This is a genomic window from Pseudomonadota bacterium (genome assembly GCA_039714795.1).
Lineage (GTDB): Bacteria > Pseudomonadota > Alphaproteobacteria > JAGOMX01 > JAGOMX01 > JBDLIP01.
Genome location: JBDLIP010000002.1, coordinates 1 through 23,158, shown reverse-complemented (window position 1 = coordinate 23,158; position 23,158 = coordinate 1). Strand labels below are relative to the sequence as shown.

The following is a 23,158-nucleotide window of genomic DNA, read 5'->3' as shown; positions in this document are numbered from 1 at the left end:
TTCATTGAACAAGTGGTGGCTGTATCCAATACAACTGGAGATAACCAGCAACGTGATCAGACAATGGTGCCTTTTCAATTTGTTTTCCAAGTGAAGTGCGTTTGAGTTTGAGGGTTTTAGCGGTAACTGTTTCGGGAAACCGCCCAAAAAGTTGGTGGAGAAATCTATAGACATCATTGTCATAGATTGCAGTAAAAGAGATATCAATCTTAAAAACTGTCAATTGATATTTTGGTATAGTGTCGACATGGATAGATTTTTCTGTGAGTTCAAAATCTTTCAGCATTGATTTCAGTGTTTCAACGATGAGTTGGGAATTTGGAGTCTCAGGCAATGTGTTTAGAACTTCCTTTTTGTGCTGACTACCCCATGCGATCAAGCAGAAGTAGTAACCGGCTGTGGGCAGGGCGCCAAAGCATATGAGGCAGGCTAACCAATATTGTCTCCACATCAGATTTGTGTATCCATAAGCTTAAGATTTTTTACTGGTCTTAGTTGTAACGTCGCTTCTGGTACTTTTTGGTCAAGCTGTTTTTGGATTTTCTTCAAATTGCGCAGGGTGTTTTTATCGCTTACATCCATCAGCAATTTAATGTGGCTGCCACCTGCGGTATTTTCCCACTGAATTTTTATCAAGCCCGTGGAGTTCAAAACGGGTGCAATTGCCTTGAGTTGTCGCATAGGCGTAATTTGACTCAGATTAAACTTCCTGCAGGTAGCAGAAATTGATACATGTGAGGAAGCTGTTGGTGTTACTATTTCTTGACTTTGTTGCATCCAACCAAGGCCGAGTAAAAATAATATCATCAGGCTGGATCCCATCGACAGCATATATCGTGGTAGCGTATAAAGTCGTTTTTTGCTTGCAAGTTCAGTAACTTTTACGTGGGTATTTGGACCTCTAGCATGCCACAGACTGGTGCTAATAGCTGTATCTAGTATGAATTTTTGCTCTGGTAAATTACCTATATCGCTTTCAAGGTATTTTGGGCAATCTATATAGTCGCACGTTGTTTGTGGGCCTAAGATTTTAGAAAGTGAAGTAGCAGCCGTTGCCTGGTCCATGATGTGGACTGAGATTCGTTGCGCTGAAGTATGCTTGAGTTTTCGAATATAGTTGAGTGTCGCTTGTAGTTCTTCTTGGGCGTCGTGGTTGCTTGTTTGACGTACTACCCATAGTTGCCCTTGATAAAACGCAAGTTGTGTAAGGCCCTGACTATACTCTGGACAGATTAAGATATGCCAATTTTGATTCCACGTGGGTATAACGCGTTTGAGCCAATGGAGAGCTTCAATGCATTTGAAAGAGATACCGATAATTGGGTGCAAGGTTTTTTCCAACAACTTTAGCCATGCTGTAAGCGCTTGAGTCCTCTCACACGTGACGAATCCTGCTGTTGTGTAGGGTTTGCAAACAGGTAAATTGCCACACAACTGGTTTGCTGTTTGACGATTTGTAAGCAGTTGACGTAAATAGAGGTATCGATCCCAGGGTTTTAGAGGTGGCAAGGGAAAATGTTCGATTGATTGATATACAGGATCCAACAGCACATAGAGAGGTAGATTGGGATGTTGGTTGAGATAATCTGAGAGAGACTCAGGCTCATTTGCATGCCGAATGTGAACTGGATTATTGGGAGAAAATTGTAGCATCGTGCAATTGTATTCACGAAGAATGAGAATGATTCCTGATTTAGGACGCAACATTTTTTAAGGCTCCAGAAGAATGAATGAGGTATAAAGGGGCTGAAAAATAGCCATGACGATCCACATCAGAAAAGTACCGGATAATAACAGTAAGCAGGGTCCAAGACTGTAGATCAGAAATTTTACCTTTCGTTTGGACTGTGCTTCATGCAGGTTTCGAATGCGGGCAAGAAATACTTGCAACTGACCAGTTGTTTCTCCAGCATAGAGTAAGCGTTGTGTACTGATACAACAGATGGAGCTTTTTGCAAATGATTCAGCAAGTGAGCCACCTGATTCGATTGCAAGGCGAACTCTACTCAATTCATGGGCTAAAAAGTGATTCGAGAGAAAATGTATTGCAACTTCTAGGCATTGCAAAACATCAATTCCAGCAGCAAATGTACTGAAAAAATAGTGGAAGAAACGGGCCAGGGCAATGTGGGTGAGATATGCGCCCAGGAAGGGGATACGAAGGACCAGTCGGTCGGAAAATAAGCTAAATTGCTGAGATGTGTATCTCAGGAAGGCGCACAGAATTGTTGTGAGAATCAAGGGTGCAAAGAGTACAAGCAATAAATCTGCGGTGTGTTCAAAAATATAGAAAAGAAGCTGAGTGTGCCATGCTGTTTGGATTTGGGTAGCAATGAGAAAAGCTTGCAACTCTGGCAGGAGAAAATTGGATAATGCTACAAAAGTGACTCCGAGCGTTAGCATGACAAGCAGAGGGTACCGAAGGGTTGCATGCAGATTGGATTTTATACTGACTTCCCACTCAAGATGTTCAACAAGATGCTCAAAAGCCTGGTGCAATTGCCCGGTTTGTTCGCTGATGCGAATCATTTGAATGAAGGGGGAGTCAAAGATGTAGGGGAAAAGTGCAAGCGCTTGCGATAACGCAGCTCCTTCCTGGATACGAGCGCGAATTTCAAGCAGGACTTGAGCAAGTCTTTTGTTTTGGACCACATGGCGCGCATCACTTAGGATATCCAGCAAGGCAACACCAGCTCTATCCATAGCTGCGGCAAATTGACAAAAATCAATAAGCTCGGGTTTGAAGTCAGTCCAATATTTGTGCCAGAAGGGAGACACATCCAAGACAAGGCGCCTGGCATAAATTAGTTGTACATTTTCACGTTGTAGTGATACCAAGAGATCTTGATAAGAGGCTGCCTCAAGGATTGCATTATCAATGGCCCCAGAGGTCGTAACAAAACGGAATTTAAACCTTGGCATTGTCTGCCTCACTTGGTTCAATAATGCTGATGACACGTTTTAATTCGTTTAGGGTTGTTTTCCCTTCCAAGATTTTTTGTAATCCCTGTTGTTTTAAGTTTTTAAATCCAGTCAGCTTGGCTTTTTTGCGCAATTTGGGTAGAGGAGCATTGTTAATGAGGAGCTCATTGAGCTCTTCTGTAAAGTGGAGGACTTCTGTAATTGCAGTCCGTCCTTTAAATCCAGTGTGCCTGCACTCATCGCACCCCTGGGCCGCAAAAAGCTTTTGCTCAAGATGAAGCTTTAATATTTTTTGTTCAGATCTGGTTATGGCACGTTGGGATTTGCAAGTCTGGCACAGCAATCGTATCAGGCGCTGAGAGACAACACCTGTTAGATAGCCAGCCAAGTTTTTCGGGGAAATTCCTAAATCAGCCAGACGAGGGATAACACCAAAAGAGTCTTGGGTGTGGAGTGTGGTCAGGACTTGGTGGCCGGTCATTACTGCTCTCAGCGCCATGGTTGCCGTGTCCTCATCGCGTATTTCCCCAACGAAAATGATATCCGGATCTTGCCTTAAGAGTGAGCGGACTCCTTGAGCAAAGGTTGTTCCACCCATTTGGTTAATAGCTGATTGGCGAATTGAGGGGATTTGATATTCGATAGGATCTTCCAGTGTCATAATGTTGCGGCGAGCTGTGTTTAGGTACGCGAGGATAGAATATAATGTGGTTGTCTTGCCCGTGCCCGTAGGTCCTGTCAAGATAACGAGTCCTTGGGGTTGATTGGCTAGATTTTTCAGGCGATCCATATTTGCGGTTGAAAATCCGAGTTGGTTGAGGGGTAACAGTGAGTTTTCTTTATCAAGAACACGCAGGACAATATTTTCTCCTTGCAGTGTGGGATGAACGGAAACTCGAAAATCAACTGCTCGAAGTCCTGCGTTATACGTAAATCTTCCATTTTGCGGCTTACGTGACTCAGCGATGTTCATCTTGGCCATGATTTTGAGTCGGACACAGATTTTAGGCCAGTAATCGCTATGAAAGACGGTTCTTTGTTCTAAGACACCATCGATCCGAAACTTAAGGCAGACAAATGATTTGGAGGGTTGAAAATGAATATCAGATGCATTTTTGCTAACCGCCTCAAGCAGGATGATATTGACCATACGAGTGATTGGGTTTTTCAGGCTTGTATCTCGAGAAAGAGAATCGTCCCTTTGTTTTTCAAGCTCCTGGAAGATCTGCTCAAGATTCATATCGTGGTTGTAGTATGCATTTAGAGTTATCTTCATCTCGCCTTGGTTGGCAACGAGGGGGTGTATTTTGATGCTCTGGTAGAAATGATTGCGTACCGCATCCATGGCAACCACGTCGTAAACATCAGCCATTGCAAGGGTTAGGCGGTTTTCATTTAAGGCCACAGGAACTACTTGGTGCTGTTGAGCAATATTCTTTGGGATCTTTGCAACTAGGTCAGGGTCTAGGACAATGTTCTCTAGCGAGATTTTCTCATGCCCAGAGTGTTTAGCAATGTAAGTTGCAAGCGCATGCTCGGTGATGAAGCCAAGTTTTAACAGGCACGATTCAATCGTGTTGCCAGTGGCACGGTGCTCCTTTTTTGCAATGGCAAGTTGTGCCTTTGAAATCAGACACTCATCAACGAGGGTCTGAATAAAATCAAAATCTGGTGTAAGGTTTTGCGTGTGGTAGGTGTTCATTAAAGGTCCTTTAATGATCCATACTTTAGAATATTCTTAGAATGAGATCTTTGCATTGTTTGTGTTCCTCTTTTGTTTTTTGATTTTTATTTTCTAATATAAAATTTTGGGAAAAACAATACCAATACTTGCATAGTGGTTATGCAAATATTGATAGATAAACAGCAGAATTTGTGTGAATTCAATGAAGTGTCATGGCGATGAAAAACAATCCTTTCGGTCTACAATTCTCCCTGTAAACCTTCCCCCAATCTTAGATTTGGACACATGTAGGTCTGCAATACTTGAGCTAGGTGGAAACAATAACGTAGATTTATTGAACTGTTTGCAGACACAAAATTGTGCGGTAGATTTTACAAATAATGTGGATGCTCTACTGCATATGGTTCAAGAAAATCCTTTAGATCTTTTGTTTCTCGATATAAGAGGAAGGATATCGCAGGGGTTGTCAGTAATTCAAACAATCCAGGATCATATCAGTCCGATTGTTCTTGTCATTGATTCAGAAACTCATCCGGCAACTCTTGCTTCTTTTCAGGAGTTGGTTTTGGATTATATTGCTCCACCATTCCACAAAGAATGTCTTAAAAAACGATTGCAACTTTATATGAGGAGCACAAGATACGTGGCTTATGAGCATGAGCTTTTGTCTGCATTAAGCGAAACACGTAGATACTTTAAATTAGCCATTGAAGGTCTTGAACCCGGATTTGCACTTTTTGACTCTAATCATGAATTGTTGTTCTCTAATTCAAAATTTAGAGCTTTATATGAGCTAGACGAAAATGTCGATGGACAAGGTTTGACTCTCAATTCATTCCTGTATTCGAATTACGAAAAGTGTGTGCAAAATTCTACTCGGCGTAAGAACGAACAGAGCTTGATGGAGAATTCAAATGGATTGACGCGTTGGATAGATTTAAGGCTGCATCAATATAATAAGTCTAAATCTTACGTTGAACGTTTTCGGGATGGTCGTTGGATTGAAGTTATCAATAATGCCACAGCTGATGGCGGGATCGTGACTTTACATAAAGATGTTACGTCCAATAAGAATGCGGAGCAACATCTTGAGTACATGGCGTGGCACGATCCTCTAACGGGCCTTGTCAATAGAGCTCTCTTTGAGGCTAAGCTCGAAGCTATTTTCTCTACATATCCACGTAACAAACGCCAATTTGCGGTACTGTATTTGGATTTGGATGAATTTAAACAGGTGAACGATCGGTGGGGGCATGATTTTGGAGATGTACTGTTAAAAGTAACTGCACAGCATTTGCAGCAAGTTCTCAGAGATGGTGATACAGTCGCTCGAATTGGAGGCGATGAATTTGCCATTTTATTGCCCAGTTTTGATTCGAAAAAGGATGTTGAGGAAGTGGCACGAAGAATTATCCGTATTTTCTCTCAAGGGTTTACCTATGATGGAAGGACATTATCAATAGGGGTTAGTGTTGGCATCATTATTTGCCCAGACCTAGCTGTAGATTCAATGTCTTGTTTGCGCTATGCAGATTTGGCGATGTATAAGGCCAAACGCAGCGGCAAGGCACAATATCGATTTTTTCAAGAATCGGATGTGATGAGTTTGAAATGAGGAAAGTACTCAGGGCAAACGCACCAAAATGATCAAGTAACGTGGTTCTGTCGCATCTGTAAAAAGTTTCCTTTTTGGCAAATTTATGAAAAAACAAAATCCTTATTTTATGCGGCTTTTAGAGCCGAGAAATTTCAGACATTAGCCTATTTTCATGATTTTTATCACAGATGCGGATGTTCGGCGACAATTAGAATTGGCGCATTGCCAATCTGGCATGCAAAATCCAGCTATCCGGTATCCAATTATTCCTTTGTTCTGGCCTTAAAAAATTGGATGCCGGCCGGCAGGAGCTGAATGGTTACGATTTCACTTCAGTTATATGGTATACGGCTTATCCCTCTGCCATTAAGGTTGTATACCGCCCCTGGATTGTTGTCATTTCCGGGTGCTTGATCCATTGTTGTGTTGCTGTTGAATCTACAAGTGTTGCTTGAAAGGTCATGGTTTTATCCTGAGCATTGTAGGTGACACCATTTTGTTCAAAAGACATGGGAGTGTAAGTATCGTCCTTCCCGTGGATCATCAGTGTGAGATTGAGATCTTTTTTCTCTTGCCGTTGAATGTAATGAATGAAGTTTTCAACAGTTGTAGACACAGTTTTTCGATAAGGGCGATCTGTCATGACACTAGCTTGGTTTCCAGTTAATTTCACAGTGATCTTTGCTTTTTTCTCATCATTTTTTTGAGTTGGGTTGACTTGCTCTACTTTATACTCTACAACACTCAAGAAATAGTACAAATTGCTTTGTATTTCTGGTGGCATGTTTGGGAAAGGAGTTTTTTCAAACTTTGCATATCCGTTTCCAAATATAGTTAAAGCAACCATTGTGGCTACAATAACAATAATTTTTTTATTTTTCATTAGTTTCTCCTGTATAATATGTTTACGATATTTGATTTTCATGAATTATACAATTAGAGATCCGAATATTTTCTTAAAACAACCCTGAAAAAGGTTTAACAACTTAATATTTGTGCGGATTCCAGGTCAAAAGTCGATTTGTAGTTCAATGGCACTAACTTAAGCAGAAAATTCTTGCCACTCTCATGTATTCGTGGGAGTGTCTTTTTTTATTTAATATTTTTTTCACACTCTTTGCGTACATTGTTGTTTAGGGACGAATTTTTCCGAAGAGGATACGCAATGGCTCAAGAACTTTATGAAAATCAGGACTTTCCTGTTTTAAAACCACTAGAATTAAGAGAATTTCTTCTTGATGTAACGTTAACTTCCCCTGTTTTTATTTGGGGACCTCCAGGCATTGGTAAATCAGCGATTGTGGAAAGTGTTGCTGAGCAGATGGGACTGGAATGTGTCTCACTTTTGGGAAGTCAACTCGCGCCTGAAGATGTGATGGGTATTCCCCAAATTTCAGATGGTCGTTCGCAGTTCTGTCCGCCAAAAATTATCGCCAGAGACAACGCCTATTGCTTGTTTTTGGATGAGTTCAATGTTTGCTCGCCCGATGTACAAAAATCGTTCTACAGTATTATTCACGATAGACGTATTGCTGATTATACACTACCTGCGGGTTCTGCCATTATTTGTGCAGGTAACCGACCCAAGGATGTTTCTATTACACGCCCTCTCTCTTCAGCTTTGATTAACCGTCTTGTCCATGTGCACATGGAAACCCGAGTTGATGAATGGATGGAATGGGCTGAAGCTAACAATTTGCATTTTTTGATCCTCCAATATATTAGAGAGCACCCGGAGCAGTTATGGGAAGAACCAACAAAAGACCAGACACCTTATTCGACCCCCCGTGCATGGCACATTTTAAGTAATGCGTTAAAGCGTATGGGGAGTGAGGCAAACAGGGTTAAAGTTGAAGCCCTTGCTTATGGTTGTTTGTCTTTACCACACGCCAGGCAGTTTAAGGTAGAAGTACTAGAGCAAGCCATCGATCAACCCACTATAGCTGCAATCATGGCGGGTGAAGCCCAGTGGCCAAACAAGGATAAAGACAGAGGTTTGCTCATTTATTTGGCACATACGTTCCGTGAGTTTTTAGTACAGGAATTACCCGATAATGAAATGGGTATTATGGAATCACATTCACAAATTATTCGCCAAGGCAAAAAGATATTTCTTGATCTAGTAAAGGTGGATCCAGAAATTGCACGTGGGTTACTGGTTGCAGATGGACGTCACAAACCTTTGCCTGAATGGTTTGTGTCAAATCTTAGAGAGGCTATTCCAGAGCTCGCCAATATTTGAACGCACTTGTGATCGTAATGAAAACCCCTACTTAATTTTAGCTTCTTTAAACATCACATGCTTGCGCAATTTGGGGTCGTATTTACGCAACTGCATTTTCTCAGTCATGGTGCGAGGATTTTTTTTGGTTACATAATAGTAACCAGTACCTTCTGTACTCACTAACTTGATTGTAATCGAATTTGCTTTGGCCATAACCTTAAATCTCTGATCAATGAATCTCGCTCTTGTACAAAAAGTTAAAACAAAACGCCTAAAGTGTCAAGGATTTTGACACGCGCTTTCGGGCATAAACTCAACCTTCTCCAAGGTTCCCTCCAGGATGTACTCACCAAAATCAACCCTGTAAGTACACATAATCCCCTGATCGGTCATCATCTGCTGAATTTCAAAACTGGGCAGGCTACTTTCTCCATCACTACTAAAAACAGCAAGTCTGAGTGGCCATGCCATTTTATCTACTCCCTTGATGGACGCTACCCCACAAACGCTTTTCTTTGGAATGATAGCAGCATTGATGGTGACGGGCTTACCATAAAAGCTACCATCGAAAACATGCTTTGAAACCATTGTCTCACCTTCGTGGGCAGCAGCAAGTAAGCTTTGGATGTGCTGAACGGGCGGCATTGTCCCCCCTTGAATGGGAAGGGTCTTACGCTCAGGTTGGTTAAAATTTATTCGACCGTTCCTGTTAGAAAAATGAGCCTGCCCCTGCACCCCTTCTTTGAAACGATTGTTATAAGTTCGCGTTGCATTAAATCTCAGCTTGTCTCCAGTTTTTGATTCCCAGGCTGCATAGTTGGCCCTTAGAATCTCAGCAGGGCGCGATTTGTATTGAACCCGGGTCATGGAATTTTGCTCGATAGTCCAACCGTTACACACATCTTCCATCTCAAGGACCATTAACCCTTGAGCATCGGCAATATCACTGTCTTGCTTGACTGAAAACAACTTCACACGGTAATAGGCCCGATGAGGCGTTAGGCTAAGAGGCGTTAGGCTAAGAGCTGGTGTGTTCAGCATGAGCCCTAATATAGCAATAGTCATTGCGGATTTCATTTGGGCTCCTTTTTAAGCTCAGGGATTTGAAGTAGGTTGAATGAGTATATTATCCCACAGGAAATCTTAAAATTCCGTTCATATATCGAAGTGAAATCAAAACCTCTGTTTCCTGACACGATCATAGGGAACTCGAAGTGCTCATTTACCCATGTAAATTGCACGCTTTTAATTGCCATAAAATTCAACATTTTGATTCGGCACGGGTATAACTCCTTGGAATTAGTTAGCAGTCGTGCAACAATGGGGGAAATTTTGCGTAACTAAAAAAGGAAATGCTAATGGATATTCTGTTTACATCACAACCAGCGTCGCACACAAACGCCCTTGTAGTTGGCGTTTTTAGTAACAATACCTTGACCAAAGTCGCTAAAGATGTAGATATGCAAATTCATGGACGTCTTCAGCAAGCTCTTGATGCAAGCCGTTTTAAGGGAAATGTACAGGATATACTTGTCCTCAACGCACCTCATGGCCTAAATCTCGATCGGATTATTGCTGTGGGATTGGGCGAAAAAGACGAGATTGATGAATGCCAACTCACCGATTTGGGAGGGCGAATCTATGCATCGATCGCCCAAACTCCAGACCGGGTTGCCGAAGTTCGCCTTGGTGATTTAGACCTTCCTGTATTTTCTTCAGAAAAAATCTCAACACTGGTCGGATTGGGTGCTTGCCTGCGTTCGTGGAGCTTTGATAAGTATCACACCCAAAAAAAAGAAGATGAAAAACCCAAGCTACAACAAATAACTTTTATTACGCCCAATCCAAAAGCTGCCAGACGGGCTTTTGAATACGAAAAGCATGTTTTATCAGGTATTTACCTAACCCGAGAATTGGTATCTGAGCCCCCTAATGTCCTCCATCCTGACTCATTTGCTGAGCGCATTAAATCTTTAAAGTCGTCGGGGCTTAAAATTGACACCCTCAATGAAAAGAAAATGAAGTCCCTTGGAATGGGCGCACTGCTAGGCGTTGGCCAGGGAAGTACCCAGCCATCCTACCTTGCTGTCATCCAGTGGAATGGCACAGATAAATCCACGCCGCCGTTGGCCTTTGTTGGCAAGGGTGTCACCTTTGACACAGGTGGAATCAGCATCAAACCATCTGCGGGGATGGAGGAAATGAAATACGATATGGGCGGTGCTGGTGTGGTTGTTGGCCTCATGCAAGCGCTAGCCAGTCGCAAAGCCAAAGTCAATGCTGTGGGGGTTGTAGGACTTGTGGAAAATATGCCCGGTGGTGGAGCACAAAGACCCGGAGACATTGTCACCTCAATGTCAGGCCAAACTATTGAGGTCATCAATACTGATGCTGAAGGACGCTTGGTGCTCGCTGATGCACTGTACTATGCACAAAAAGAGTTCAAGCCTCAGTTCATTGTTGATCTTGCAACTCTTACTGGCGCAATTGTGGTCAGTTTGGGTGATGAGTATGCCGGATTGTTTTCTAATGATGATCAGCTCTCCACGCGTTTGGAACAAGCTGGAGCCAAGGTAGGTGAGAAACTTTGGCGGTTCCCCTTACACAAAAACTACGATAGGCTTCTCGACTCACCGTCAGCAGATGTGCAAAACATCACGAGCAAGAGAGGAGCTGGGAGTATTACAGCTGCGCAATTCCTGCAACGGTTTGTTGAAGACGACACCCCTTGGGCACACTTGGATATTGCCGGAGTTGCTTGGGCCGATAAAGATTTGCCTATCGTGAAAAAAGGTGCTACTGCTTTTGGGGTTCGTTTGTTGGATCGTATGATCAAGGATAATTACGAGTCTTGAAGCTGTACTTGTGCTGAATCAAAATGTTCAATTTTATATTTGAAGACAAATGAGCACCTTGAGTATACCAGAAAACCAACAGTTTGATTCAGCTGCAATCTTAAGAAAGTGTGTTATGACTGACGTAAGTATTTATCATTTAACCGCAACACCTTTAGAAAAAACGCTCCCCAAACTGATGGAGCGAGTGGTGGATACCGGAAAACGTGCAGTGGTTCTTGCTGCATCGACAGATCGCGTGGAAGAACTTAACCATGTCTTGTGGACCTATTCCAGTAATACTTTTCTGCCACATGGCACAAAAAAAGATGGATTTCCTGAAGAACAAGAAATCTGGCTAACATCTGAATGGGAAAACCCTAATCAGGCCTCTATCCTTGTGCTGACCGATGGTATGGAGTCAAGCGACCTTGAATCCTTCGAGCGTTGTTTAGATATATTTGATGGAAATAACGAGATTGCTTTGCAAAAAGCGCAATCACGTATTGAAAAATATGTCCAAAAAGGCCATACATTAAGCTATTGGTGTCAGACGCCCGCAGGTAAGTGGGAAGCCAAATCACTTTAAAATATTTGTAACACTAAGGAGCAACGCATGGCTACAGAACGTACGTTATCGATTATTAAACCGGATGCAACCAAAAGGAACCTTACAGGCGCTATTAACGCGCGCTTTGAAAAGTCGGGTCTTAAAATTATCGCGCAAAGGCGCTTGTGGATGACCCGGATTCAAGCTGAACAATTCTATGCTGTACACTCAGAACGTCCCTTTTTTGATGAGCTGTGCACCTTCATGATTTCAGGACCAGTTGTGGTTCAAGTCCTTGAAGGTGAAGATGCCATTCAAAAAAATAGAGACATCATGGGGGCAACCAATCCTGAAAATGCAGATGAAGGGACCATCCGTAAAGACTTTGGTGAATCCATCGAGCGTAATTCTGTACACGGATCCGACTCACCTGAAACTGCTGGCTTTGAGATTCCCTTTTTCTTTAGCACAACCGAGCTTGTAGGATAATATTGATGCTGGTACGAAGCCTTCTAATTTTGCTTTTAGGGCTTAGCTTCACCGTTTTGTCACCTGTGCATGCGTTTGTAGATACATACGTTGTGCGTAACATTCAAGTCCATGCCACAGCTGACTCAGCTGTGGCTGCACAAGAGCAAGCTCTTGCAGATGGTCGGATGAAGGCTTTTCAAATTCTTATTTCTCGCTTGCAAGGATACGATGGAACACCTGATTTTGAAGGACTTACCCCAGAAAAACTTGAGGACTTGGTATTAGACTATGAAGTCAAAAAGCAGAAGAATTCCGCTATCCGCTATGTGGCCACCCTCGATTTTCGTTTTGATGAAGCCGCTGTCAAAAAATTTATGCAGCAAACGAATGTGAAAGTCCAAGGAGGACGAAAAGACTCTCTGGTTGTCATACCTGTCTTGGAAACGGCGACACAACGCAAACTTTGGGAACGAGATAATCCATGGTTTACATCCTGGTTGCGGGAAAATCATTTTCGCACAGCTCACCCGATCATTATCCCGATGGGAGATTTGACAGATATTTCAGAAGTCAGCCCCGAGCAAGCGGTCTCACAAGACATCAATGCCCTGCACCAACTGGCGCGCCGATATGGAGCTGGTGGCGCTCTATTAGCCATTGCCCATCAACAAAAAAATGGCAATATCACCATCGCTATCACTTTGACGACCCTGGACGGCACATTACAGAGCCAAACAATTTCGCTAAAAGAATCTACTCCATGGTCCCAGGCAGTTGCACAAACCATCTCGGCGCTGAAAGCACTAGATCACACGGGACAATCTGGATCTAGCCGTGCTATGGTTGGGGAAGGCCAAACAACCACAGAAGCTTCTCCTGTAAAAGATACCCAGCAACAGCCCCTTAGCATCACCATCCCTCTTGCCAACTTAAACACATGGATGCATGTCCAACGAGTGCTCCAAGATGTAGCACCAGTCAACAAAGTGCAGCTAAAATCTATGTCTAGTAAAACAGCTAATATCCAAATGAAATATTCAGGATCTCTCCCAGCGTTGGAGTCAGCATTGGGTGCTCGTGGATTGCAACTTAGTCAAGGAGCCGATAACAGATGGATCCTCTCCACGGGAACAAATCCAAACACCTCCGCCTGGTAATTTCAAGCTGGCCTAATTTAGTGAGCCTTATGCGGCTGCTGTCGGTGCCATTATTAGTCTGGCTAATCCTGATGAATTATATGCAGGCCGCATTCATCACTGCAACCATTGCAGGGCTCTCCGATATCGTCGATGGATTTATGGCGCGCGCGCTCAAGGCATCGACAACCGTTGGGGCCTACTTAGATCCTTTAGCCGACAAAGTGCTGTTGATAGGGCTCTATCTTACCCTTGGTTATAAGACAATGATTCCGGTCTGGTTAGTAATTCTTATTGTTTTCCGGGACCTTTTTATTTTGGGTGGCGTATTGCTGTTAACGGTTCTTGGAAAAACGTTTCCTGTACGCCCCATCATGAGCAGCAAGCTCAATACTTTTTTACAAATTGTTTTTGTCGCGTGGATTTTAGGAGATGCTGCTTTTGGTATCACGATCCCCTGGATCAACCTAACTATGCTGTACTCTGTTGCACTCACAACCATCTACTCCGGTGGTGCCTACGTCTTCATCGGGTTGAATCATTTGGCTGAGCCAAGCAATTCCCAGCCGTCTACATCATAGGTGTCATGTCCGTGGTACAATCAGCCCTAAATTTACATCTGGCCCCTACCTACCATGCCGGTGACTTTGTCGCATCAAGCAGCAATGAAGCAGCCTGGCAGTGGATTAACCAATGGCCGCAGTGGCCTGCACACGCTCTGACTCTCTACGGCCCCTTAGGCTGCGGTAAAACCCATCTAGCTCACATCTGGGCTGAAAAATCAGGAGCACAACTGTTGTCTGGTCAACAGTGGGACGATTTTGATTTAGGCCGCTGGCATGAAAAACCCTGCTCAATTGCTCTAGATCAGATTAACCAACCGGTAAATCAAAAAGCCCTGCTGCATCTATATAATCTTGCCAAAGAACAGCAGCAATTTTTGCTGATCAACACTGAAACTCATCCTAAAATGTGGGAGCTCACACTTGCTGATCTTAGCTCACGTCTTAACGCAACACCCGCAGTTGCCATTTGCCAACCCGATGATGCACTGCTCAAAGCCATCATGATTAAACTGTTTGCCGACCAGCAAATTATGATCTCAACCAACGTGGTGGATTATATCCTGCCCCGCATCGACCGCTCTTTTGCAAGCGTTAAACATGTGGTGCAGAAAATGAATGAACTTGCCCTGGCAAAACAGCGCAAAATTACGATCCCATTGGTGCGGGAAGTTTTGGCTGAAATGAAAGATTCATAAAATCCCCGTTAGATACGTCAGCTCATTTTTTACTTTCTCAAGGGCCTCCATATTTCGTGAAATCCTTTGCTGAATCTCAGTTTCTTTATCTTTGCTGGTAACAAGCGCTTCTTTCCATTCATGCTGAGGCAAAGCCGATTGCTGATCTTCAAATCCCTGCTTGATTGCCTGAAGATTTTGTAAATCATCCTTAATCAGAATCTCAAGTTGCTCTTTTTCTTCACGCAATTTCCCCAACTGTGCCGGATTTGACTCGGGAGGTTCCTCGGGCATTTCAACAAATTGCGGCAAATGCAGACTGCGATACGTCAATTCTGCTGTTGATTCTGGTTTTTCTCCAGCTTTCTCCTCAACTTCAGTTTGACCCTTCTCTTCATTTTTTTCTGGGTCTGCTTGACCACCTTTTTTCTCTTCTTTTTTCTCAATCTTCTCTTGTTTAGTCGAGTTAGCCATTATCGGTGCAGTTACCAGTGACACAATTGCAAACCACAGAAAAATTAATATCTGCTTTACCATATCTGCTCCCTATTTTGCTTTTATTATTTTAATTCTATACTATACTGAAGCTGAATCAAACTGTTGATTTTCTGGTGCACTCAAAGTGCTCATTTACCCAAGTAAACTGCGCGCTTTTCACTGCCATAAAATTCAACATTTTGATTCAGCACGGGTATATCGTGAACTCAAAACCTCTAGTTTAATGATAGCGAGAAGCGCGCAGTTTACTTGGGTAAATGAGCACTTCGAGCGTATCAGGAAACAGAGGTTTTAATTCCACTTCAGTATAGCAGGTTTGGAAAAGAAGATGGAAGGCATTGCTGACAAAATTCCATAAAATCCTCGACTCTTGAGAAATGTAACTAGTGCTTCGTCACACCTTAATTTTATGTTTGTCTGATTGAGTCCATGAAGTGTATAACTGTGGCGAATTGCTCCAACCATACAGCTGGAGTGGCTGAATCTCTTAATTCCCCATTTGCACCGAGTAAAAACGTTGCTATACTGAGTCAAATTTCAAAACACGAAAGAGTGTTGATGGACGCACTTGCCTTTTATCTGTTTTCAGCTGTCATCTTGGGCTCGGCAGTGATGGTGATCACCGCCCGTAATCCCGTACACTCTGTTTTCTTTCTCATTCTAGCTTTTTTCAATGCTGCTGGCCTTTTTGTTTTGATGCGGGCAGAATTTCTGGCCATGATGCTTGTGGTGGTTTATGTAGGAGCCATTGCCGTTTTATTTCTTTTTGTGGTAATGATGCTGGAGATCAAACAACCAACGACAAGAAAACCGCTGATTCCAAAAATGCGGGCCTTTGCTCTTTCCTTTTCCTGGTTTTTAGCCTATGTGCTTGTTGCAGCCATCTTCATTGCTGCAACTGTGGTACTAATTACTCTTTTGACCCAACAATTAACCGCTCAAAAATTTGACTTTTCCCGTCCAGACTCCATCACAGCTGTCATTGTCTTTTGCTCGCTCGTATTGGGTGGAGTACTAACTGAACTTTTCTTCACCCGAGTGTGCCATAGATCATGGAGAAAAATTTTTGATGCCTTTTGTCGGAAAATGCCAATGGGAGTTTTGGTGTTGAGCTTGTTATTGGCGGAAGCCTTGGTAGTTACCAGAGTATGGTTGCGCGGGGCAGGGTCCGAAGAAGTTTTAATGGCACCCACCCCTCCCGATACCGTTTTATCGAATACCCATGCACTAGGACAGCTTATCTACACCGATTATGTTTATGTCTTTCAAACCGTAGGACTTGTCCTTTTGGTGGCAATGATCGGAGCCATTGTCTTGACGCTCAGGCGGCGCCCGGACGTCAAGCGCCAGGATGTGCGAACACAGATTTATCGTAGCCCAAAAGAAGCTGTAGAGATTAAAACCGTTGAATCTGGCCAAGGAATTGATTCGATGATTGGAAAAGCATGTTAACAATCGGTTTAAGCCACTACCTAACTCTTGCAGCTTGCTTGTTTACCATTGGTTTGGCCGGTGTGATTTTGGCGCGCAAAAATGTGATTACCATTTTAATGTCCTTTGAGTTGATGTTGCTGGCAATTAATATCAATTTTGTGGCGTTTTCATCTCATCTGGGAGATTTGGTCGGCCAGGTTTTTGTGCTTTTTATTTTAACTGTGGCAGCTGCTGAAGTCGCCATTGGTCTTGCCATTGTCATGCTGTACTTTAGAAATCGGGCAACAGTTGATCTACAAGATCTAAGTGTGATGAAGGGATAGATTCAAGGATGTATTATTTCGCTGTCTTTGCCCCCCTGCTCGGTTTTTTGCTGTCAGGAATTTTAGGTCCCAGAATGGGCGACCGTTTTAGCCAATTTATTACATGTACGTTGTTAGCTTTTTCATCTCTTGCGTCCTGGACTATCTTTTTTGATGTCAATTTGTTACATCATCCAGTGACTCTGCCCATATTTACATGGTTTGAAGTGGGGACATTAAGTGTGCAATGGAGTTTGGTTTTTGATAGCCTCAGCAGCTTGATGCTTGCGGTCGTTACAACAGTTTCATTTGTGGTGCACATCTATTCTGTAGGCTACATGGCCAAAGATCAGTCAATTCCCCGCTTTATGGCCTACTTAAGCCTGTTTACCTTTATGATGTTGATGCTGGTCACAGCTGAAAATCTTGTGCAACTCTTCTTTGGCTGGGAGGGCGTGGGGCTCACTTCATATCTTTTGATTGGATATTGGTACAAAAAGCCTGCGGCAAATGCTGCAGCGATCAAAGCCTTCCTTGTCAATCGCGTGGGTGATTTTGGCTTGGTCTTAGGACTTGCTGCACTATTTATGACCTTCAACACCTTAAGCATTCCTGAAGTTCTCACTGCTTTGCCCTCTGCACATGAGGGAACATTGATCGTGTGGGGACACTCTGTTCCTACACTCGAGCTCATTGCAGTTTTACTATTTGTTGGTGCTATGGGAAAATCAGCACAATTAGGACTGCACACATGGCTGCCTGATGCCATGGAGGGCCCAACGCCAGTGTCAGCTCTGATTCATGCAGCAACGATGGTGACTGCGGGGGTTTTTCTGCTGGTGAGAATGTCTCCCCTTTATGAGCTTGCTCCAGTGACTCGAGATATCGTGATGATAGTCGGCGCTATGACAGCTTTTTTTGCAGGAACTGTTGCCTTAACGCAAAATGATATCAAACGGGTAATTGCGTATTCAACATGCAGTCAATTGGGGTATATGTTTTTTGCTATCGGTCTTTCGGCTTATTCTGCCGCAATGTTTCATTTAACGACGCATGCTTTCTTTAAGGCTTTGTTGTTTTTAGGAGCAGGCTCAGTAATCCATGCGCTTTCTGATGAACATGATATGCAGAAAATGGGTGGAGTTTGGAAACGAATCCCCTTGACCTATACCATGATGTGGATTGGCAACTTGGCCCTTGCCGGTATTCCGTTCTTTGCTGGATTTTACTCGAAATCCCTGATATTGGATGCAACTTGGGCGCACCCGACAGATTTAACCTTTATTGCATTTAGTTTAGCCATTGTAACCGTATTTCTCACGGCTTTTTATTCTTGGCGCCTTCTATGGTTGACCTTTCACGGCACTCCACGAGCTAGCGAGCAAGTTATGGGCTATTTGCACGAAGCGCCCACCAGTATGACGATTGCAATGTTTATACTTGCGCTGGGTGCCATTTTTTCAGGTACTCTGTGTAACACCTGGGGATGGTTTACCACCCATGCACAAGATTTTTGGGCCGGCAGTGTACCCATTGTAGACGGCCACACTGGCCCGCAATGGGCTCATATTTTATCTGAAGCATTAGCTGTTAGCGGAATTGGTATCGCGATTCTATTCTATGGTCTATGGTCTGAAATTCCTCGTCAGCTGGCAGCCCGGATCCGCTGGGGCTATCAGTTTCTTCTACACAAATGGTATTTCGACGAATTATATGACTTGTTGTTTGTACGACCTGGATTACTTTTAGGTATAACGTTTTGGCAGACGGGTGATCGTAAAATCATCGATGGATTTGGGCCTGATGGGCTATCCCAGCTCGCATTGCAAGTGGCCAATCGTACCAGCCAAATTCAAACAGGTTATGTATACCATTATGCTTTTGGAATGATGTTTGGAGTTGCGACCTTCGTTATTTGGTATTTTTTGATGTTAACTTAAAAGCGAGAATAATGACCTACGACTTGCCTTTTGTCTCTTTACTGATTTTTCTGCCCTTGATCGGCTGTCTGTTTATTCTTATGATCCACGGCCAAGGTGAAGCACAAGCTGCAAATGCTCGAGGAGTAGCCCTTTTGGCGAGTCTGGCAACTTTAGTTGTTGCTGTTGTAGTTGCATTGCAGGTAGACTTCAATAACCCTGAATTTCAGTTACAGGAAAAAGTGTCGTGGATCGCCTCCTTTAATATTTTTTACCATGTGGGGATCGATGGCATTTCGATGCTGTTTATCCTTTTAACAACTATATTGATGCCGATTGCCTTGCTATCCAGCTGGCAAGCTATTCAATTCCGCGTTAAGGAATATATGATAGTTTTTCTGGTTCTGGAAACCATGCTACTGGGTATGTTTTGTTCGCTTGATTTTATTGTGTTCTACTTTTTCTTTGAGGGCGTTTTAATCCCGATGTTTTTGATCATTGGCATTTGGGGAGGTGAACGCCGAGTTTATGCAGCTTATAAGTTCTTTTTGTTTACTCTGCTGGGATCAGTTTTAATGTTGGTCGCAATTTTAGCAATATACTTAAAAGTTGGATCCATGGGAATTCCTGAAGCTATGCAGTATTGCTTTGATTCTGATTTACAAAAATGGTTGTGGCTCGCCTTCTTTGCTTCCTTTGCCGTCAAGTTACCGATGTGGCCCGTACATACTTGGTTACCGGATGCACATGTAGAAGCACCAACCGCAGGTTCTGTGATTTTAGCTGGAATTTTACTGAAAATGGGCGGTTATGGCTTTGTGCGTTTTTCTCTTCCCATGTTTCCTGAGGCCAGTCAATATTTTGCAAATTTTGTCTATGTGCTGAGCATTACAGCCATCATCTACACTTCCTTGGTAGCATTGGTGCAAAAAGATATGAAAAAATTGGTTGCCTATTCCTCTGTTGCCCATATGGGCTTTGTAACATTTGGTGTCTTTAGTTTCTCAGAAATAGGCTTACAAGGGGCTTTGTTTCAGATGTTTAGTCACGGCCTTGTCTCTGCTGCCTTATTTTTGTGCGTTGGGGTCTTGTATGACCGAAAACACTCAAGGTTGATTGAAGACTATGGCGGGGTTGTAAATCGTATGCCTATTTTTGCTGTAGGCTATATGATTTTTTCACTAGCTGCTCTTGCTCTGCCAGGTACTAGTGGCTTCATCGGTGAGATTTTTGTGATCTTGGCTGTTTTTCAAATAGAGTGGTGGTGGGCAGCCTGTGCAGCAACAGGAATGATATTAACAGTCACCTACATGTTGTGGTTGTACCGCCGTGTGATGTTAGGGCCCCTTGAAAAAGAATCTCTACAGACCTTAAAGGACTTGAGTATTCGAGAATGCTTAGTTTTTGCACCACTTGTGGTGTTAACCCTTGCTTTGGGGATTTATCCGATGCCTGCACTAAACCTTACCTCCTCTTCAGTTAAAAAAATTGTAACTGTTTATCAACCACCAGAAGAAGGTGATAAGCCAGAACAGGGAGAAATCAGTGGATAACCTAGATGTTTTAATGACAGTTATGCCGGAGTTGGTCCTTGCGATTTCAACCTGCGCTCTGTTACTGATTGGTGTATTCAAAGGTGATAAAAGCCTCCCACTTGTGGTTGGAGGAACTGGCGGTGCCTTGTTGGGTGCATTGCTAGTGACCTTCCTGGAGCCTGATAACATCACCATGGGAATTGAAAACCGATCGCTTTTGATCAGTGACGGGTATATTCGCTTTGCCCAAGCGGTGGTTTTGCTATTGACTTTTGGGGGCTTGCTCTCTTCCTATCGCTATCTGATTCGAGAGAAAGTGGGGCGTTTTGAGTATCCAATTCTTATTATGATTTCCGCCTTGGGAATGATTATGCTCATTGCCGCCAATGATCTTTTGCTCTTTTTTGTGGGGCTCGAACTACAAAGTCTTCCTGTCTATATTCTGGTGGCAATGTTGCGCAACAAATCGGTTACCATTGAAGCAGCAGTGAAATATTTTATTCTAGGGGGTTTAGCAACTATTTTAATCCTTTATGGAGCAAGCTTTATCTACGGTTATACTGGCACAACAGAATTTTATGGAATCAAAGCTGCTTTAGAAAGCGAGCCTCAGATTCCTTATTCAGTTGTATGGGCATTGGTGCTGATTCTTGCAGGCATGGCCTTCAAGATTTCGGCCGTGCCGTTTCATATGTGGACACCTGATGTCTATGAAGGAGCACCAACACCTGTCACACTCTTCATTGCAACAGCCCCAAAGGTTGCAGCAATGGTCTTTATGATCCGATTTTTGTTTGGACCCTTTGCTGACTACGTAGATATCTGGCAACCTCTGGTTCAAGGTTTGGCTATTCTTTCGATGCTGTTGGGAGTCTTTGCGGCTCTGTTTCAAACCAACCTCAAACGTTTGCTAGCCTACAGTGCTATTGCTCACGTTGGTTATGCCCTCATTGGTGTTTCTTGTGCTAGCTTAGAGGGAGTCCATAGTGTGCTCATCTATATCGTATTGTATGCGCTGATGGCCTTAGGGGCATTTTCATGTCTCATGCATTTGCGCCGTCATGGAGAAACACCGGTGCATATCAATGATCTAAAAGGGCTTTCAAAGCTAAATCCACACATGGCTTTAGCGCTGGCAATTTTGATGTTTTCTCTGGCAGGAATTCCCCCACTTGCCGGTTTTTTTGCAAAGTTTACGGTTTTTCTGGCGGCTGTTGATGCAGGACTATACCCACTGGCAATCCTTGGTGTGTTGACAACGGTCATAGGAGCAACTTACTACTTGCGGATTATAAAGGTAATGTATTTTGATGGGCCCGTAGGCGGGGATGCAACTCTCCCATATGATCGACCCTTGGCCCGGGAAACAGCCCTGGTGATTGCTGTAAGTGCAGGCTTAAATTTATTTTATTTCCTGTTTCCTGAGCCTCTAGTGTCTCAGTCTGAGCAAGCTGCTACTATTTTATTTGAGCAAGAGTAGATAAATTTTTAATCCTTGTTTGCTATTCTTGCATTAACTCATCGCAAAAGGAAAAATAACATGACAAACTATTTTATATTAGGGATTATACTCAGTATATCAGCGGTTACTCCCCTCAGTGCTGATCCCCAAAAAGATCCATCACAGGCAGAAAGATTTCTGCGAGGGTTTTTAGGTGGGACTGGCACCAAAACCAAGAAAGGTGACACCAAGTGTCAAGCTGAAAAACGCAAAATTTTAAGAGCTGTACGCGAAGACCTCAGAAAAATGCTCAGTAAGGTTGAGAAATCTCTTGATGATTTATCCTAAATTTTTGATCATTTAGAACATACTTGCAGGTTGTGAACAATTCATTTACCTTTCTTGTATAAGGTAAAGGCAGCAGAAAAGCACCTTTAGAAAGACACAAATAGAAAGACACAAAGGGAGACAATTGGTATGTTTAAAGCAGCTGTGTTTTTAACCTGTGCATATTTATGGATTGCTATGGTCGATTCTGCTGTTGCAAGAGAAGTGGCCCAACCTCAAGCTAGTACTGAAGTTACTGCAACAGATATAATAACTAAAAAAATACAGCAAGTAATTACCCCACCTACTAAACCACCAACACCTGAAGAAATAGCCGCCAAAAAATTACGAGATGCAGTGGCTGATGCAAAGAAGCAGTGCGCCAAAGAAAAGCTTGATTTATTACATACAGTTATCAGTGATTTTAAAAGTCTCGTAGATCCCATGGCAGAGTTGCGCAAAAAATATGAAGATCTACGTGATCTTGAAATGAAAAAGCAATCTTAAAGGTTTAGTCCAGCTTGAAAAAACACGCTTGCTATCCGCGTTTTTCAAGGTAGAATGCGCTGCACCCCTTGAAAAATAAGGGTTTTTGAGTCACGATTGCAGTTAGTTTTTGATATCTGCGGCACGTGTATGCGTGATGCTGAGTTACTTTCAGGTTTGCTAACAAGGCTAAGTCCGAAGAAAGCGAAAATCTCAGTAGTAAAATAACCGCATTTCAAATAAATATAGTCAACAAGAATTTAGAAAAACTAAACAATGAAACTTTGATAATAAAGTTCAATGAAGACGGTAACCCAGTCGTAACACAATTTGATTTTACCCAAATTCTCACTTGGGAACCTTGGCTTGCGCAACTCCTTTTAAATACCCAACTGTCCTTTAAAATAATGCAAGAAACCGGAGGGATGAAACTGTGTTGGTTCAGCGGGAATCGGACAAATGACCTTCGTTTCTTAGATACTACAAAGGCCCAATCTCATCGATCAAGTCCTACCTTCTTGGTATCAGATTTTCTGACAGAATGCACTCATTTTTAAT

At 42.9% G+C, this 23,158-nt stretch carries 23 protein-coding genes; 15 read left to right on the top strand and 8 right to left on the bottom strand.

The window, feature by feature from the left end; genetic code table 11:
- Position 1: 1 nt before the first annotated feature.
- The 4 genes from ABFQ95_00335 to ABFQ95_00320 are packed head-to-tail and all read right to left on the bottom strand — an operon-like array spanning position 2 to position 4,624.
- Positions 2-451: a hypothetical protein gene (locus ABFQ95_00335; GenBank protein ID MEN8235989.1), complete on the bottom strand. Its 450-nt coding sequence runs from the start codon at positions 449-451 to the stop codon at positions 2-4.
- Positions 451-1,707: a hypothetical protein gene (locus ABFQ95_00330; GenBank protein MEN8235988.1), complete on the bottom strand. Its 1,257-nt coding sequence runs from the start codon at positions 1,705-1,707 to the stop codon at positions 451-453. The genes ABFQ95_00335 and ABFQ95_00330 overlap by 1 nt, the downstream gene beginning before the upstream one ends.
- 3 nt (positions 1,708-1,710) lie before the next feature.
- Positions 1,711-2,922: a type II secretion system F family protein gene (locus ABFQ95_00325; GenBank protein ID MEN8235987.1), complete on the bottom strand. Its 1,212-nt coding sequence runs from the start codon at positions 2,920-2,922 to the stop codon at positions 1,711-1,713.
- On the bottom strand, positions 2,909-4,624 hold the full coding sequence (locus ABFQ95_00320) for a GspE/PulE family protein (protein ID MEN8235986.1): 1,716 nt from the start codon (positions 4,622-4,624) through the stop codon (positions 2,909-2,911). The genes ABFQ95_00325 and ABFQ95_00320 overlap by 14 nt, the downstream gene beginning before the upstream one ends.
- 445 nt (positions 4,625-5,069) lie before the next feature.
- Between ABFQ95_00320 and ABFQ95_00315 the strand changes: the two genes are divergently transcribed.
- Complete coding sequence (locus ABFQ95_00315) at positions 5,070-6,221, top strand: diguanylate cyclase (protein MEN8235985.1); 1,152 nt, start codon at positions 5,070-5,072, stop codon at positions 6,219-6,221.
- Positions 6,222-6,555: 334 nt separating this feature from the next.
- Here the strand turns inward: ABFQ95_00315 and ABFQ95_00310 are convergent, their stop codons facing one another.
- A complete protein-coding gene (locus ABFQ95_00310) occupies positions 6,556-7,086 on the bottom strand; it encodes a hypothetical protein (GenBank protein MEN8235984.1) in 531 nt (176 codons plus the stop codon).
- A 282-nt stretch (positions 7,087-7,368) separates the two neighbouring features.
- Between ABFQ95_00310 and ABFQ95_00305 the strand changes: the two genes are divergently transcribed.
- Positions 7,369-8,445: a MoxR family ATPase gene (locus ABFQ95_00305; protein MEN8235983.1), complete on the top strand. Its 1,077-nt coding sequence runs from the start codon at positions 7,369-7,371 to the stop codon at positions 8,443-8,445.
- Positions 8,446-8,472: 27 nt separating this feature from the next.
- On the opposite strand, the gene rpmG is transcribed toward ABFQ95_00305, so the two are convergent.
- Positions 8,473-8,640, bottom strand: coding sequence for a 50S ribosomal protein L33 (rpmG, locus tag ABFQ95_00300; GenBank protein ID MEN8235982.1), 168 nt, complete (start codon positions 8,638-8,640; stop codon positions 8,473-8,475).
- Positions 8,641-8,706: 66 nt separating this feature from the next.
- Positions 8,707-9,504, bottom strand: a complete 798-nt coding sequence (locus ABFQ95_00295) for a DUF1849 family protein (protein ID MEN8235981.1) — start codon at positions 9,502-9,504, stop codon at positions 8,707-8,709.
- Between the two features lie 281 nt (positions 9,505-9,785).
- Between ABFQ95_00295 and ABFQ95_00290 the strand changes: the two genes are divergently transcribed.
- The 6 genes from ABFQ95_00290 (at position 9,786) to ABFQ95_00265 (ending at position 14,679) form a co-directional block, all read left to right on the top strand.
- Positions 9,786-11,282: a leucyl aminopeptidase gene (locus ABFQ95_00290; GenBank protein ID MEN8235980.1), complete on the top strand. Its 1,497-nt coding sequence runs from the start codon at positions 9,786-9,788 to the stop codon at positions 11,280-11,282.
- Positions 11,283-11,397: 115 nt separating this feature from the next.
- Entirely contained in the window at positions 11,398-11,850 is a 453-nt protein-coding gene (locus ABFQ95_00285; protein ID MEN8235979.1) for a DNA polymerase III subunit chi, read from the top strand.
- Positions 11,851-11,877: 27 nt separating this feature from the next.
- Positions 11,878-12,300, top strand: coding sequence for a nucleoside-diphosphate kinase (gene ndk / locus ABFQ95_00280; GenBank protein ID MEN8235978.1), 423 nt, complete (start codon positions 11,878-11,880; stop codon positions 12,298-12,300).
- 5 nt (positions 12,301-12,305) lie between these two features.
- Positions 12,306-13,439 (top strand): DUF2066 domain-containing protein, encoded by a 1,134-nt coding sequence (locus ABFQ95_00275; GenBank protein MEN8235977.1) that lies wholly within the window; start codon positions 12,306-12,308, stop codon positions 13,437-13,439.
- Positions 13,394-13,999 (top strand): CDP-alcohol phosphatidyltransferase family protein, encoded by a 606-nt coding sequence (locus tag ABFQ95_00270; protein MEN8235976.1) that lies wholly within the window; start codon positions 13,394-13,396, stop codon positions 13,997-13,999. The genes ABFQ95_00275 and ABFQ95_00270 overlap by 46 nt, the downstream gene beginning before the upstream one ends.
- An 11-nt stretch (positions 14,000-14,010) precedes the next feature.
- The gene (locus ABFQ95_00265; GenBank protein MEN8235975.1) at positions 14,011-14,679 is read left to right on the top strand and encodes a DnaA/Hda family protein; all 669 of its coding nucleotides are present in this window, start codon (positions 14,011-14,013) and stop codon (positions 14,677-14,679) included.
- Here ABFQ95_00265 and ABFQ95_00260 read toward each other — a convergent pair.
- Positions 14,674-15,195, bottom strand: coding sequence for a hypothetical protein (locus ABFQ95_00260; GenBank protein MEN8235974.1), 522 nt, complete (start codon positions 15,193-15,195; stop codon positions 14,674-14,676). The genes ABFQ95_00265 and ABFQ95_00260 overlap by 6 nt on opposite strands.
- A gap of 513 nt (positions 15,196-15,708) precedes the next feature.
- Between ABFQ95_00260 and ABFQ95_00255 the strand changes: the two genes are divergently transcribed.
- The 7 genes from ABFQ95_00255 (at position 15,709) to ABFQ95_00225 (ending at position 22,621) form a co-directional block, all read left to right on the top strand.
- On the top strand, positions 15,709-16,608 hold the full coding sequence (locus ABFQ95_00255) for an NADH-quinone oxidoreductase subunit J (GenBank protein ID MEN8235973.1): 900 nt from the start codon (positions 15,709-15,711) through the stop codon (positions 16,606-16,608).
- Positions 16,602-16,913 carry an NADH-quinone oxidoreductase subunit NuoK gene (gene nuoK / locus ABFQ95_00250; GenBank protein ID MEN8235972.1) on the top strand — a complete coding sequence of 104 codons (312 nt, stop codon included), beginning with the start codon at positions 16,602-16,604 and terminating at the stop codon, positions 16,911-16,913. The genes ABFQ95_00255 and nuoK overlap by 7 nt, the downstream gene beginning before the upstream one ends.
- Positions 16,914-16,921: 8 nt before the next feature.
- Positions 16,922-18,832: an NADH-quinone oxidoreductase subunit L gene (nuoL, locus tag ABFQ95_00245; GenBank protein MEN8235971.1), complete on the top strand. Its 1,911-nt coding sequence runs from the start codon at positions 16,922-16,924 to the stop codon at positions 18,830-18,832.
- 11 nt (positions 18,833-18,843) lie between these two features.
- A complete protein-coding gene (locus ABFQ95_00240; GenBank protein ID MEN8235970.1) occupies positions 18,844-20,364 on the top strand; it encodes an NADH-quinone oxidoreductase subunit M in 1,521 nt (506 codons plus the stop codon).
- Positions 20,357-21,826: an NADH-quinone oxidoreductase subunit NuoN gene (nuoN, locus tag ABFQ95_00235; GenBank protein MEN8235969.1), complete on the top strand. Its 1,470-nt coding sequence runs from the start codon at positions 20,357-20,359 to the stop codon at positions 21,824-21,826. Before ABFQ95_00240 ends, nuoN begins: the two co-directional genes overlap by 8 nt.
- A gap of 60 nt (positions 21,827-21,886) precedes the next feature.
- Entirely contained in the window at positions 21,887-22,135 is a 249-nt protein-coding gene (locus ABFQ95_00230) for a hypothetical protein (GenBank protein MEN8235968.1), read from the top strand.
- A gap of 129 nt (positions 22,136-22,264) precedes the next feature.
- Complete coding sequence (locus tag ABFQ95_00225; protein ID MEN8235967.1) at positions 22,265-22,621, top strand: hypothetical protein; 357 nt, start codon at positions 22,265-22,267, stop codon at positions 22,619-22,621.
- The last annotated feature ends 537 nt before the right edge of the window (positions 22,622-23,158 follow it).

Bases quoted from the DNA above. Each gene is read 5' to 3' on its own strand.
- ABFQ95_00240 (MEN8235970.1), top strand. From the start codon at position 18,844: ATGACCTACGACTTGCCTTTTGTCTCTTTACTGATTTTTCTGCCCTTG.
- ABFQ95_00310 (MEN8235984.1), bottom strand. From the start codon at position 7,086: ATGAAAAATAAAAAAATTATTGTTATTGTAGCCACAATGGTTGCTTTA.
- ABFQ95_00335 (MEN8235989.1), bottom strand. From the start codon at position 451: ATGTGGAGACAATATTGGTTAGCCTGCCTCATATGCTTTGGCGCCCTG.
- ndk (MEN8235978.1), top strand. From the start codon at position 11,878: ATGGCTACAGAACGTACGTTATCGATTATTAAACCGGATGCAACCAAA.
- ABFQ95_00325 (MEN8235987.1), bottom strand. From the start codon at position 2,922: ATGCCAAGGTTTAAATTCCGTTTTGTTACGACCTCTGGGGCCATTGAT.
- ABFQ95_00320 (MEN8235986.1), bottom strand. From the start codon at position 4,624: ATGAACACCTACCACACGCAAAACCTTACACCAGATTTTGATTTTATT.
- nuoK (MEN8235972.1), top strand. From the start codon at position 16,602: ATGTTAACAATCGGTTTAAGCCACTACCTAACTCTTGCAGCTTGCTTG.
- ABFQ95_00270 (MEN8235976.1), top strand. From the start codon at position 13,394: ATGGATCCTCTCCACGGGAACAAATCCAAACACCTCCGCCTGGTAATT.
- ABFQ95_00275 (MEN8235977.1), top strand. From the start codon at position 12,306: ATGCTGGTACGAAGCCTTCTAATTTTGCTTTTAGGGCTTAGCTTCACC.
- nuoL (MEN8235971.1), top strand. From the start codon at position 16,922: ATGTATTATTTCGCTGTCTTTGCCCCCCTGCTCGGTTTTTTGCTGTCA.
- rpmG (MEN8235982.1), bottom strand. From the start codon at position 8,640: ATGGCCAAAGCAAATTCGATTACAATCAAGTTAGTGAGTACAGAAGGT.
- ABFQ95_00260 (MEN8235974.1), bottom strand. From the start codon at position 15,195: ATGGTAAAGCAGATATTAATTTTTCTGTGGTTTGCAATTGTGTCACTG.
- ABFQ95_00290 (MEN8235980.1), top strand. From the start codon at position 9,786: ATGGATATTCTGTTTACATCACAACCAGCGTCGCACACAAACGCCCTT.
- ABFQ95_00225 (MEN8235967.1), top strand. From the start codon at position 22,265: ATGTTTAAAGCAGCTGTGTTTTTAACCTGTGCATATTTATGGATTGCT.
- ABFQ95_00285 (MEN8235979.1), top strand. From the start codon at position 11,398: ATGACTGACGTAAGTATTTATCATTTAACCGCAACACCTTTAGAAAAA.
- ABFQ95_00330 (MEN8235988.1), bottom strand. From the start codon at position 1,707: ATGTTGCGTCCTAAATCAGGAATCATTCTCATTCTTCGTGAATACAAT.
- ABFQ95_00295 (MEN8235981.1), bottom strand. From the start codon at position 9,504: ATGAAATCCGCAATGACTATTGCTATATTAGGGCTCATGCTGAACACA.
- ABFQ95_00230 (MEN8235968.1), top strand. From the start codon at position 21,887: ATGACAAACTATTTTATATTAGGGATTATACTCAGTATATCAGCGGTT.
- ABFQ95_00305 (MEN8235983.1), top strand. From the start codon at position 7,369: ATGGCTCAAGAACTTTATGAAAATCAGGACTTTCCTGTTTTAAAACCA.